We start from the raw sequence: 13,065 nt of genomic DNA, 5'->3' as shown, positions 1-13,065 counted from the left end.
CATACCCGACCAGGGGAGGGCGACCGGTGACGGCAGCACGACAGGGATCGGGCGGGGCGGGCACCGACCCGGCGGCGGTGGAGGGCTGGATCCGGCGGCAGGCCGCCGCGAAGGCCGGCGTCTCCGCCGAGACCGTCGAGCCGGACTCGGTCCTGGCCGACCTCGGCCTGTCCTCGCGCGACGCGCTCGTGCTGCTCGGTGAGCTCCAGGACCTGCTGGGCCGGCCGATCCCGGCCACGGTCTTCTGGCAGTACCCCACGGCGCGGCTGCTGGCCCGGCACCTGACCGGTGCCGGGGCGGCCGCCGCGCCATCCGCCGCCCGCGCGGCCGACCCCGGCGAGCCGATCGCGGTCATCGGCATCGGCTGCCGGTTCCCGGGCGCCGCCGACCCGGCCGCCTACTGGCGGCTGCTCGACGAGGGCCGCGACGCGGTCGGTGGCGACGTGCCCGGCCACCCGCCGATGGGCCGTCCGCACGGGCTGCTGCCGCACGTCGACGCGTTCGACGCCGAGTTCTTCGCCATCGCCGGCCGCGAGGCCGCCCACATCGATCCGCAGCACCGGCTCCTGCTCGAGGTCGCCTGGGAGACCCTCGAGGACGCCGGGATCGTGCCGGGCCGCCTCGCCGGGACCCGGACGGGCGTGTTCGTCGGCATCAGCGCCAGCGACTACGGCCGGCTGCTCGCCGCCGACCCGGGCCGCCTCGGGCCGTACACCGGCACCGGCCAGGCGCTGAGCATCGCCGCCAACCGCATCTCCTACGCGCTCGACCTCAAGGGCCCGAGCGTGGCCGTCGACACCGCCTGCTCGTCGTCGCTGGTGGCGCTGCACCTGGCCTGCCGGGCCCTGCGCCACGGCGAGGCCGACACCGCGCTGGCCGGCGGCGTGAACCTGGTGCTGTCCGGCGACGGCACAGCGGTCTTCGAGACGGCCGGGATGATGGCCGCCGACGGGCGCTGCAAGACGTTCGACGCCGCCGCCGACGGCTACGTGCGCGCCGAGGGCGTCGGCCTCGTGCTGCTCAAGCCGCTGAGCGCCGCCCGCCGCGACGGCGACCGGGTGCTCGCCGTGGTCCGCGGCTCGGCGGTGAACCAGGACGGGCGCAGCAACGGCCTGACCGCCCCGCACGGCGGCGCCCAGGAGGACGTCCTGCGCGAGGCGCTGCGCGACGCCGGCCTGCAGCCGGCCGACGTCGGCTACGTCGAGGCCCACGGCACCGGCACGCCGCTCGGCGACCCGATCGAGGCCGCCGCCCTCGCCGCGGTGCTCGGCGCGGGCCGCCCGGCCGGCGAGCGCTTCGCCGTCGGCTCGGTGAAGACCAACATCGGCCACGCGGAGGCCGCCGCCGGCATCGCGGGGGTGCTCAAGGTCGTGCAGATGCTGCGCCACGGGCGGATCCCGGCGCACCTGCACCTGCGGGAGCGCAACCCGCGCATCCCGGCCGACGCGCCCTTCGAGATCCCGGTGACCGGCCGCGAGTGGACGGACCGGCGGGGCCCGCTGACCGCCGGGGTCAGCTCCTTCGGCTTCGGCGGCACCAACGCCCACGTGCTCCTGCAGGCCCCGCCGCCGGCCGAGGGCGCGCCGGCCGCGGGCGCGGGCGGACCGCGCCCGGCCCACCTGCTCACCGTGAGCGCCCGCACCCCGGCCGCGCTCGCCGCGCTGGCCGCCCGCTACGCCGAGACGCTGCGCGCCGAGCCGGCCCCGGCCCTCGGTGACCTCGCCGTGTCCGTCCACACCGGACGGACGCACTTCAAGCACCGGGCCGCGTTCGCCGCCCGCAACCGCGACGAGGCCCTTGAGCGCCTCGACCGGCTCGCGGCGGGTGACGGGCATCCGGCGGTACACCTGGGGCAGCGCCCGGCCGACGGCCCGGGCACCGTGGCGTTGCTGTTCAGCGGGCAGGGCTCGCAGTACGCCGACATGGCCCGCCAGCTCTACGTGACGAACGCCCGGTTCCGGCGCACGCTGCTGGCCTGCGACGAGATCCTGCGCCCCGAGCTCGGCCGCAGCCTGCCGTCGGTCATCTTCGCGGCCCCGGCCGACCGGCACCTGCTCGGCGAGACCCGCTACACGCAGCCGGCGCTGTTCAGCATCGAGTACGCCCTGGCCGAGCTGTGGGCCGGCTGGGGCGTGCGCCCGGGGCACCTGCTCGGCCACAGCGTCGGCGAGTTGGCCGCTGCCTGCGTCGCGGGCGTGTTCGGGCTGGAGGACGGGCTGCGCCTGGTCGCCGCCCGGGGCCGCCTGGTGCAGCAGCTCAGCGCGCCCGGCGCGATGCTCGTCGCGTTCGCCGGCGAGGACGAGGTCCGCGCGGCCGCCGGTGCGGGCGTCGCGATCGCGGCCGTGAACGCCCCCACGAACGTGACGGTGGCCGGGAGCCCGGAGGCGGTCGAGGCGGCCGCGCGCCGCCTCACCGGGCGCGGGATCGAGGTCCGGCCGGTGACCTCGGGCTTCGCGTTCCACTCGCCGATGATGGCCGCCGCCGCGGAGGCGTTCGCGCAGGTCGCGGCGGGCGTCGAATACCGCGACCCGGCCGTGCCGCTGATGAGCGACCTCGACGGACAGTACTTCGACGACAGCCACCGCCCCGACGCCGCCTACTGGGTCCGGCACCTGAGCGCGCCGATCCGCTACGCCGACGCGGTGGCCGCCCTCGGCCGGGCCGGTGTCGCGACGTTCGTCGAGGTCGGGCCCGGCCAGGTGCTGCTGGGCGCCGGCCGCCGGGTCGTGTCCGGGGCGCGCTGGCTGCCCTCGCTGCGCCCCGGCGTCGACGACGCCGTCGTGCTCACCGACTCCCTGGCCCGGCTCTACGCCGCCGGCCACGACCCGGACTGGTCCGGGCTGCACGACGGCCACCGGCGCCGCCGGGTGTCGCTGCCCACCTACCCGTTCGAGCGCCGGCGTCACTGGCTGCCGGCGCAGGCACCGCAGGCACCGGCGGCGACCGCCGGGCGCGACGAAGTTGAGGAGAGCATGCAGCAGCCGCCTGGGGACGATCCGATCCTCGCCGATCTCGCGCACGTCGTGGTGACCCTGCTGGAGCTCGGCTCGCCGATCGACCCGGACATGTCGTTCCTGGAGCTCGGCGCCGACTCGATGACGATGTTCCAGACCATCCAGACCGTCCAGCGCACCTTCGGCGTGACGATCCCGATCGGGCTGCTGTTCGAGGAGGTCAACACGCTGCGGCGGCTGGCCCGGTACATCCGCGAGCACGCCGAGCCGGCCGTGCTGGCCGCCCGCTTCGCGCCCGCACCCGCGGCGCCGATCGCCCTTGCCGAGCCGCCGGCGCCGGGTCCGTCGCCGGCCACGCGGCCGGTGGCGGGCAGTGCGGTCGAGCGCTTCCTCGACGTGCACTCGCAGGTGATGGACCAGGCCTACGAGCTGCTGCGCCGCCGGGGCGGGGCCGAGCCGCAGCCGGCTCCCGCGCCGGTTGGCCACCCGCGTCCCGAGCCGATCGCCGCGCCCGAGCCGGTCACCGTGCCCGAGCCGACCGCCGTGCCGGTCGCACCCGCCGGCACGTTCGTCGCGTTCGGCGGCCGCGCGGACGGCCCGCGCACCCTCGACCCGGCCCAGCGCGCGTTCGTGGCCGGGCTCGTGGAGCGCTTCCGCGCGCGTACCGCCGGGTCCCGGGACCAGGCCGCCGCCGAGCGCGGCCACCACGCCGACGTGCGGCACGCACCGCAGCCCTACCTCAACCTCAAGGAGATCCGCTACCCGATCGTTGTCGCGCGCTCGGCCGGGGCGCGGGTCTGGGACGTCGACGGCAACGAGTACCTCGACCTGACCATGGGCTTCGGCGTCAACTTCTTCGGCCACGGCGAGGACTTCATCGACGACGCGGTCCGCGCCCAGCTCGCCGAGGGCATGCAGCTCGGCCCCCACTCGCCGCTCGTGCCCGAGGTGACCGGCCTGGTGCGCGAGCTCACCGGCAAGGAGCGGGTGGTGTACTGCAACACCGGCTCCGAGGCCGTCATGGTCGCCGTGCGCCTGGCCCGGGCGGTGACCGGCCGGGACCGCATCGCGCTGTTCGCCGGCGCCTACCACGGCTCGGCCGACCCGATCCTGGCCCGTCAGAACCTCGACCGCTCCAGCGGCGACTCCGTCCCGATGGCCCCCGGGGTGCCGGCCGAGGTCGCGGCCAACGCGCTCGTCCTGCCCTACGGGGACCCGGCATCGCTGGCGGTACTGCGAGAGCGCGCCCACGAGCTCGCGGCCGTCCTCGTCGAGCCGGTGCAGAGCCGTCGCCCCGACATCCAGCCTGTCGACTTCCTGCGCGAGGTCCGCACCATCACCGCCGGCGCGGGCACGGCGCTGATCTTCGACGAGGTCATCACCGGCTTCCGGATGCACCCGGGCGGGGTCCAGGCCCTGTGGGGCATCACCGCCGACCTCACCACCTACGGCAAGGTCGTCGGCGGCGGGCTGCCGATCGGCCTGGTCGCCGGGGACCCGCGCTACCTCGACGCCATCGACGGCGGGGCGTGGCAGTTCGGCGACCAGCCGTACCCGCAGTCGGTGCGCACCTTCTTCTCCGGCACGTTCTGCAAGCACCCGCTCGCGTTGGCGGCCGCCCGCGCGGTGCTGCGCGAGATGCGCGAGCGCGGCCCGGACCTCCAGGCCGCCCTCAGCGCCCGGGTCGAGGCGCTCGGCGCCCGCCTGGACGCGATGTTCGAGGCGGCGTCGGTGCCGATCCGGGTGGCCCGGTTCGGCTCGCTGTTCCGCCTGCGCCTGATCGACGAGCCGCAGCAGTCGGAGCGGGTCGAGATCTTCCACACCCTGCTCGTCGAGGCCGGCCTGTACATCTGGGAGGGCCGCAACTGCTTCCTGTCGACCGCGCACACCGACGCCGACGTCGAGCGGATCGTCGCCACCGTCGTGCGCGCCGCCGACGCGATGACCACCGCCGGCCTGCTGCCCGGCGCCCGGCCGATCACGGTCGACGCCCGGTGAGCGCGCGGCACGAGCTTCTCGTCCGCCCGGAGCTGGCCACGGTCGGCGATCTGGTGCGGCACTGGGCCGCGGTCCGGCCGGACGCCCCGGCCTGCACCGCGCTGGACAGCCACGGCGCCGAGCTGGCGACGCTGCGCTATGCCGAGCTCGACGCGCGGGTCCGCGACACCGCGGCCGTCCTGCAGCAGACGACGAACCCCGGCGACCGGGCGATCCTCATGCTCCCCAACGGCGTCGACTTCGTCGTGGCGTTCTTCGCCTGCGCCTACGCCGGGCTGATCGCGGTGCCGGCCCCGTCGCCCGAAGGCATTCACGGCGGCCGGCGGACCCTGGGCCGCCTCGCCGGGATCGTCAAGGACGCGGACCCGGTGCTGCTGCTGACCACCGCCGAACTGGCCGACGCACCGCTCGCCGGGGAGCTGGGCGGCGTCGAGCCGGTCGTCGTCGCCGACGTGCCGGCCGGGCTGGGTGAGCTGTTCCGCGACCCCGGGGTGGGGGCGGACGCGACGGCGCTGCTGCAGTACACCTCCGGATCGACGAACGCGCCGAAGGGTGTCGTGCTGAGCCACGGCAACGTGCTGGCCAATCTGTCGGCGATCGCCGTGCAGACCGGCGCGCACCGGTGCACCGCCGACGAGTTCGTGGTGGTCAGCTGGCTGCCGACGTTCCACGACATGGGCCTGGCGCAGATCCTGGGCTCGCTCTACAACGGCGGGCGGGTCGTGCTCATGCCGCCGATGGCGCTGCTGATGCGCCCGTTCGTGTGGCTGGAGGCGGTCAGCCGGTATCGGGCCCGGGTCTCGTCCGCCCCGAACTTCGCCTTCGACCTGTGCGCCGACCGGGTCACCGCCGAGCAGCGGGCGCAGCTGGACCTCGGCTCGTGGGGCTATGCGCTCAACGGGGCGGAGCCGGTGCGCTACGACACCGTCGCCCGCTTCACGGAGACCTTCGCGGAGGCCGGGTTTCCCGCCGACGGCGTGCGGCCGTGCTACGGGCTCGCGGAGTCGGTCGTGTACGTCACCGGCGCCCGCGACCCCGGGGACCGGCCCTACCTCGACATCGACGCCGAGGCCCTCGAACAGCGCGACGAGATCATCCCCGCGGCGCCGGGCCGGCCCGCCCGGCGCATCACCGCGTGCGGCCGCATCCCGGCCAACGTCGAGCTCACCATCGCCGACCCGGCCACCGGCGCACCGGCCGCGGCCGGGCACTGCGGCGAGATCCGGGTCGGCGGCCCCAGCGTCTCGGCCGGCTACTGGTCCCAGCCGGAGGCGACGGCGGCCCGGTTCGACGGCGCGGTCCTGCGCACCGGCGACATCGGCTTCGTCCACGACGGCCAGCTCTACGTCCTCGGCCGCCGCGACGACCTGATCATCGTCGACGGCCGCAACCACTACCCGAGCGACGTCGAGGCCACCGTCGCCGCGGCCCACCCGGCGATCGCCACCCACCTCGTCGCCGCCTTCCTCTACGGCGACCGCCCGCAGCTGGGCATCGTCGCCGAGACGGCCCGGGCGGTGAAGGTCACCCGGGACGCGCCCGCCGAGGGCAGCGGGACCGTTGGCTACGCTGACATCGTGTCTGCCGTCCGCCGCGCCGTCGCTGAGGAGCACCAGCTCCACGCCGGCACCGTGATCCTGCTGCGCCCCGGTGCGCTGCCCCGCACGACGAGCGGCAAGGTCCAGCGCCGCCGCAGCCGCGACCTGCTGCCCGACGGCGGGCCCAGGGCGTGGTGAGCGCGGAGCCGGTCCCGGCCGGCGCCCGGCCGCCGACCCACACGCTGTTCGACTCCGCGACCACGTATCGGATCACCCCGGCCGAGTCCGCCGCGCCCCCGCCGCCGGTGCAGGCCGTCCTCTTCGACTTCGTCAACACGCTGTTCCAGATGATCGAGGCGCCCGACTGGCTGCGGCTTGTCGCGGCCGACACCGGCCGGCCCGGTGCGCTCGACGACCCGGCCCGGGCGGCCGCCGTCGTCGCCGACCTGGCCACCGCATACCAGCGCCCCGACGTGCTCGCGGCCCAGGTCGGCCGGGACCGGTCGATGACCGCGCACCGCGACGCCATGCTCGCCTGGTTCGCCGCCGTCCCGTTCCTGCACGGCCACGAGGCGGCCGCGCACGCCCGGATGATCGACGCCGGCTCCTGGCGCCCGTATCCGGACACCGCCCCGGTCCTGCGCGCCCTGCGGGAGCGCGGTATCCGCGCCGGGGTCGTCAGCGACATCGCCTGGGACATCCGCGTCTTCGCCGACCGCCACGGCCTCGACGGGCTCATCGACGCCTGGGCACTGTCATTCGAGGCCGGCCGCGAGAAGCCCGACCCGGAGCTGTTCCGCAAGGCCTGCGCCGATCTCGGCACCGACCCCCGGGCGACCCTCATGGTCGGCGACAACCCGGCCCGCGACGGCGGCGCCGCCGCGGCCGGCCTGCGCTGCTACATCCTCCCGGCCGAGCACCGCACCGGCGACCGCGGCCTGGGCCCGGTCCTGGACCTGGTCGGCCCGCGGTGAGCCTGCTCGGGTTCGCGCGGGTGCTGGTGGTGACCGCGGTCGAGGCGGAGCGGGCGGCCGTCGCCGGCGGTCTCGGTGCCGCGACAGCGGTGACGACCGCGGCGGTCGGGGTGGGCCCGGCCGCGGCCGCCGCCGGCACCGCGCGGCTGCTCACCCGGGCCGAGTGCGCCGGCGAGCCGTTCGACGCCGTGCTGTGCGCCGGCATCGGGGGCGGGTTCGCGCCGCTCGCCGCCGTCGGCGGGCTGGTGATCGCCGATGTCAGCATCGCGGCCGACCTCGGGGCCGAGGACCATGACGCGTTCGTTGACGTGGAGGCGCTCGGCTTCGGCCGGTCGCGCCACCCGGCCGATCGCCGCCTGCTGGACGGGTTACGGGCGGCGCTGCCCGACGCCGTCGTCGCGCCGGTGCTCACCGTCAGCACCGCCACCGGCTCGGCCGCCCGGACCGCCGCCCTGGCCGCCCGGGTGCCGGGCGCGGGCGCCGAGGCGATGGAGGGCTTCGGGGTCGCCGCGGCCGCCGAGGGCGTCGCATTCGCCGAGCTGCGGGCGATCTCCAACCCGGTGGGCCCCCGCGACCGCGCGGCCTGGCGCATCCCCGACGCGCTGGCCCGTCTCCGCACGGCCTTCGCCGCCCTGGCCGCGTTCCCGGCACCTCCCGGGCCGGCCGAGCCTCCCGCGCCCGCCGCCTGACCGCAGCCCATTGGTGCGCGGCATCGGCGGGGGCGGCGGCTACTTGTCGACGGGGGCGGCGCGCAGTGGCCCGGTGGCGTGGTGGCCGGGCATCGGGTCGACTGACCAGCCGCGCATCGGCGAGGCCGAGCGGCCGGCGGCCAGGCGTTCGGCCAGGCGGAGCGCGCCGATCGCCGCCTGCAGGTCGTCCTCGTCGTGGACCGGTCCCAGGACCAGCACCTCCAGGCCCAGGTCGACGTAGCGGGCCAGGGCCTGGGCGACGTCGGCGGCGCTGCCCACCAGATACGGGCAGCGGGCCGCCGCAGCCTGCTGGGGGTGGGCCCAGAACACGGAGTCCGGCTCGTCGGCGCCGGCCTCCGGGTGCCGGCGGTGGGCCTCCTGCCACGCCTGGGCCGCGGTCTCCCGGGCGATGAGCCCCAGCCGCAGTCCACCGCCGTGCGGGCGCTGGGCGTCGGGGGCGGCCCCGTCCAGGGCGGGCGCGTCGCTGATCCGGATCGCGCCGAGGACCCGGCCGGCCGCCGTGGCGGCGGGGGAGGAGCCGGTGACGAAGAGGCGCGGGGTGCACCCGGCGGGCACGGCGGGGTGGACGCGGGCGCTGCTGATCTCGTAGTAGTGGCCGCGGTACGTGTGCACGCCGCCCGGCGAGAGCAGCGCGGCGATCACCTGGCCGTACTCCGCCAGGCGGTCGTGGCGCTGGTGGTGGTCGAGGAAGATGCCGAGCGCCCGCAGTTCGCCGGGGTGCTCGGTGGCGACGAGGTCGAGGTCGACGCGGCGGCCGTAGACGGCGGCCAGCGCGGCGATCTTGCGGGCGGTGGCGAGCGGGTGCAGGTCGGCCGCGTCGGTGGCGATCAGCGGTACGAGGGTCTCGCTGCGCTCCAGGACATACTGGGCGCCGACCCACGGGTCCGGCCGGTCGTGGCCGCCGGGCAGCGAGAGGCCGACGGCCCCGGCCGCCTCGCTCCAGCGGATGGTGTCGGCGATGGTCCGGCGGAAGCTCGTCGATGCGTCGTCGGCGTGCGGAACCGTGGTGTAGACGTCGACCCCAACGGTCATCGTGGACACCTCTCCGTGGTGCGGGGCCAAGCGGTGGTCCAGATCGTCATCGTACTGTGGAACCTCCGTGGGCGGCACACGGCCGAAGCGGCGGTGCTGATCATCCGTACGGGTGGCGTGGGGCGGCCGCGGTGCGGTGGAAAGGGCGGATATCAACTCTTGCACCCCGATGATCCGGTCGGCTCGCCGTACTTGACCACATCGAGCGTCACCGTCGCGCCCGCCGCGGCCGTGGCGGCGGGGGCCGGGTCCTGCGCCACGACCAGCCAGTTGCGGTCGAGCACCTGGCGGCGGTGATCGGGTCCGTGGTCGCGCGACTCGGTCCGGTAGCCCGCGGAGCGCAGCCGGTCCTGCGCCTCCTGCAGGTTCATGCAGATCACGCCGGGCACGGTGCCGCGATCGGCCGCGCCGCCGCCGGTGCCGTCGGAGGGCTTGCGCACGCGCAGGGTCAGCTCGGTGTTGGCGTGCACCGTGGTGCCCGCGGCCGGGCGCTGTGACGTCACAACCCAGTTCTTCGGGTCATACACGGTGCGGTTCTGGCCGGTGTCGTCGACGAGGTGGACGTTGCGCAGCTTGAGCGCGTTGAGCTGGTGCTGGGCGTCGGGCAGGCGGACGCCGGTGAGCGCGGGCATCGCCGCGTCGACCTGATCGGCCTTGGGCTTGGCCGGGTTGCCCCAGTCGTGCTGGAGCGGGTGCAGCAGGCACGAGGCGAACGTGCTCAGCGTCAGGCAGCCGTTGGAGTCGAACTTGACGACGCCCCAGGTGATCGCGCCCACCGCGGCCCACTCGAACACACCGCCGAGCAGCTGGGCGCCGATGAGCCGGCCGCCGGAGCCGAGGGCCATCATCGGGTCGGCGACGACCGGGTAGGTGACGTCGCGGCCGCGGTGCTCGACGACGAGCCGGACCCGGTCCCCGGATACCTCGTAGTGCGACGGCACGGCGGTGCCGTCGGCGTCGTAGGCCCACGGCGGGGTCAGCGCACCGACGGTCTTGCCGTCCCGGGCCAGCTCGACACCGCCGTGCGCGAGGCGCGGCGTGGCCCCGGCGAACGTGGTCTCGAACGCGGCCGGCGCCGACGATCCCTTGATCACGTACAGGATCCGCACCGCCTCGGGGGCGACGACCTGCTGGGCGATGTCGGTGGCGGTCGCCGCGTCGCGGAACACCACCACGCCCCGGGCCGCGGTCTGGCCGGACCCGGCTCCGGAGGTGTGCGCGGTGACCTGCACGTCGCCGTCGTGGACCGCGACGCCCTGGGCCAGGCTGTCGGTGACCCGGGCCGAGGTCGTGCGCCCGCTGCGGGACAGGCTGTGCGCGTCGGCGCTGACGGAGCGGTCGTCGGACTGGGCCAGGACGTCGGCGAACGTGCTCGGTGGCTTGGCGTAGCCGGGTAACGTTCCCGATCTTTCGCCCTGCTGCGGCTCGCATGCCGTCGCGCCGCTCAGCACGAGGGCACAGGCCGCGACGACGACGATCAATCGACTCGCTTCGCTCCGGCGCATCTCTGCAGTGTGACTGGTGACGCCTTAGTAATGCATCTAACGGATTTTCACGTCCCGTCGATCAAGGTGTGGAACGGGTTGGAACGCCCCTGCTGACAAACGGGGCGCCACGGACAGCGGCCTGCGCTTCGACAGCGCCGCCCCGGCCGCCTGACCCGCGCACGGCCGCCCCGGTGTGGGGCGGCCGTGTGGTGTGTCGCTCAGGTCAGTGTGAACTTCTGGGCGGTGGTGCCGTTGCAGTCCCAGATCTGTAGGCGGGTGCCGTTGGTGGTGGTGGCGTTGGGGGCGTCGAGGCAGCGGCCGGACTGGGGGTTGCGGAGTGAGCCGTCGGCCTGTTGTTGCCAGTTCTGGCCGCCGACGCCGTTGCAGTCCCAGAGTTGGACGGGGGTGCCGTTGGCGGTGGCGTTGCCGTTGATGTCCAGGCAGCGGTTCAGGGTGCGCAGTGCGCCGGTGGTGGTGTGGAACCAGTGTTGGTCCACGGCGTAGGACTGGCAGTCCCACAGTTGGACGGCGGCGCCGTTGGTGCCGGTGTCGTCGGCGGCGACGTCGACGCATTTGCCGCCGGGGCCGTTGATGGGGCCGCCGCCGTTGACCGCGAACTTCTGGGCGGTGGTGCCGTTGCAGTCCCAGATCTGTAGGCGGGTGCCGTTGGTGGTGGTGGCGTTGGGGGCGTCGAGGCAGCGGCCGGACTGGGGGTTGCGGAGTGAGCCGTCGGCCTGTTGTTGCCAGTTCTGGCCGCCGACGCCGTTGCAGTCCCAGAGTTGGACGGGGGTGCCGTTGGCGGTGGCGTTGCCGTTGATGTCCAGGCACCGGCCCAGGGTGCTCAGGGAGTTGTCGGCGTTGTGGGTCCATTTCTGGTCGACCGCGTTGCCCTGGCAGTCCCACAGCTGCACCGCGGTACCGTTGCCGCCCGTGTCGTCACCGCTCACGTCGACGCACTTGCCGCCCGGGCCGGTGACGGTGCCGGCGGCCGCACCAGCGGTGCCGCCACCTCCGCCGCCCCCGGTGAACGAGGTGAGGACGATGCCGGCCGAGCGCGGGTCGCCGTCGTTGACGAGGGACTCGAAGTTGCCGACGTCGTCGAACGGGAACGCATACGCCTTGCCGTCGGCCATGTTCGCGTGGATGATCTTCGCGTACTGGTCGGCCGGGCTGTTCTGGAAGAACTGCGCCGCGTTGGTGCTCGGCTGGGTGTCGACGGTGCCGAGCGTCCCGCGGATCAGGGCGGCACACAGGGTGCGGGCGATCGGCCCGACGACCTGGTCGTTGGGTGCGAAGAGGTTGCCGGCGCAGCCCCAGACGTCGCCGCTCGACGGGCGGTTGAACGAGGCGACCTGCTGGCCGGAGCCGTTCGTGAAGGTCATGACGGTGCCCGACGTGCGGCCGAAGTACTTCGTGTTCGGCTGGTCGGCGAACGGGACCACGGTCAGCGTCTTGGACGCGTACGCGCTCCAGGCGGAGTTGATGTACCCGTCGTAGTACGTGCTGCTCAGCAGGCCGGCCTCGGCGGCCTTGCCGGGAGCGAGGACCCGCAGCACGGTGCCGTCCGAGCGGGTGTACACCGAGCCGGCCCAGGCGGACTGCGCCTTGATGCCGTTGATGACGGCGTCGCGCCCGCCGGCCACGAGGTCGCCGGTCCGCTTGGTCGCGCCGGCGCTGTTGGTGACGGTGACGGCGTGCGGGATCGCGAACATGTCGACCTGCGAGCTGTTGAGCCACAGGCCGTCGTTGTTGTAGGTGAACTCGCTCCAGTCGAACAGGATGTCGCGGTTCGAGTCGCCACCCGCCCACGGCGCGGGCTGCACGAGCCCGTCCGGGGTGAGGTAGAAGTTGATCCGCTGCCCGATGGAGAAGTACACCCGGCCGGACAGGCCGCGCGGGACCTGGAGCGTGACCGAGCCGCCGTTGCCGGGCCCGCCGATGGAGACGTCCGGGGCGGGGGTGGGCGGCGACCCGCCGGCCGGCCAGTTGTTGAACGTGCCTGCGGCGTTGACGTAGCCGAGGCGGCCCGTGCTCAGGTTGGTGCCGAGCACGTAGAGGTAGACGGCGCCGGACCGGCCGGTGTTGTTGGTGACGGTGACGGGCAGCGTCGCCGGGCCGACGGCCTGCGACGCCGTGGCGGTGGCGATCACGGCGATAGGGACGGCGGCCGCGAGCGTGGCGGCCGCCGCGAGCACCTTCCATGTGCGTTTGTGTTTACTTTCCACGACGATTGTGCCCCTTCTCAACCATGGGCGGGGAAGTGGAATGCACCTGCTCGGCTCTCGTTGTTGGCGGACGTGAGAGCGCTCTCAGCATGCTCGCCGACTGTTAAGACAGTTGTCAATACCTGACCGCCGGGGGCATCAATGTTG

The 13,065-nt window shown here is 74.8% G+C and carries 7 protein-coding genes; 4 read left to right on the top strand and 3 right to left on the bottom strand.

The window, feature by feature from the left end; genetic code table 11:
- Positions 1-26: 26 nt before the first annotated feature.
- Genes Dvina_RS31085 through Dvina_RS31070 form a run of 4 tightly spaced genes read left to right on the top strand, consistent with a single transcriptional unit; the run spans position 27 to position 8,153 of the window.
- Positions 27-4,952 (top strand): type I polyketide synthase, encoded by a 4,926-nt coding sequence (locus tag Dvina_RS31085; protein WP_223092874.1) that lies wholly within the window; start codon positions 27-29, stop codon positions 4,950-4,952.
- Positions 4,949-6,688, top strand: a complete 1,740-nt coding sequence (locus tag Dvina_RS31080) for a fatty acyl-AMP ligase (protein ID WP_223092873.1) — start codon at positions 4,949-4,951, stop codon at positions 6,686-6,688. The genes Dvina_RS31085 and Dvina_RS31080 overlap by 4 nt, the downstream gene beginning before the upstream one ends.
- A complete protein-coding gene (locus Dvina_RS31075; RefSeq protein ID WP_223092872.1) occupies positions 6,685-7,464 on the top strand; it encodes an HAD family hydrolase in 780 nt (259 codons plus the stop codon). Before Dvina_RS31080 ends, Dvina_RS31075 begins: the two co-directional genes overlap by 4 nt.
- Complete coding sequence (locus Dvina_RS31070) at positions 7,461-8,153, top strand: futalosine hydrolase (RefSeq protein WP_246655432.1); 693 nt, start codon at positions 7,461-7,463, stop codon at positions 8,151-8,153. Before Dvina_RS31075 ends, Dvina_RS31070 begins: the two co-directional genes overlap by 4 nt.
- 39 nt (positions 8,154-8,192) lie before the next feature.
- Here the strand turns inward: Dvina_RS31070 and Dvina_RS31065 are convergent, their stop codons facing one another.
- The 3 genes from Dvina_RS31065 to Dvina_RS31055 all read right to left on the bottom strand — a co-directional run bounded on the left by Dvina_RS31065 (position 8,193) and on the right by Dvina_RS31055 (position 12,918).
- Positions 8,193-9,206 carry an LLM class flavin-dependent oxidoreductase gene (locus Dvina_RS31065; RefSeq protein WP_223092871.1) on the bottom strand — a complete coding sequence of 338 codons (1,014 nt, stop codon included), beginning with the start codon at positions 9,204-9,206 and terminating at the stop codon, positions 8,193-8,195.
- A gap of 152 nt (positions 9,207-9,358) precedes the next feature.
- Positions 9,359-10,711 (bottom strand): PASTA domain-containing protein, encoded by a 1,353-nt coding sequence (locus Dvina_RS31060; RefSeq protein WP_223092870.1) that lies wholly within the window; start codon positions 10,709-10,711, stop codon positions 9,359-9,361.
- A 200-nt stretch (positions 10,712-10,911) separates the two neighbouring features.
- Positions 10,912-12,918, bottom strand: a complete 2,007-nt coding sequence (locus tag Dvina_RS31055) for a beta-1,3-glucanase family protein (protein WP_223092869.1) — start codon at positions 12,916-12,918, stop codon at positions 10,912-10,914.
- Between the last annotated feature and the right edge of the window lie 147 nt (positions 12,919-13,065).

The sequence above is a fragment of the Dactylosporangium vinaceum genome (genome assembly GCF_019904175.1).
GTDB classification, from domain to species: Bacteria; Actinomycetota; Actinomycetes; order Mycobacteriales; family Micromonosporaceae; genus Dactylosporangium; species Dactylosporangium vinaceum.
This window is presented reverse-complemented; position numbering and strand designations above follow the sequence as displayed.

Coding starts and splice junctions, on each gene's coding strand:
- Dvina_RS31060 (WP_223092870.1), bottom strand. CDS start 10,711: ATGCGCCGGAGCGAAGCGAGTCGATTGATCGTCGTCGTCGCGGCCTGT.
- Dvina_RS31065 (WP_223092871.1), bottom strand. CDS start 9,206: ATGACCGTTGGGGTCGACGTCTACACCACGGTTCCGCACGCCGACGAC.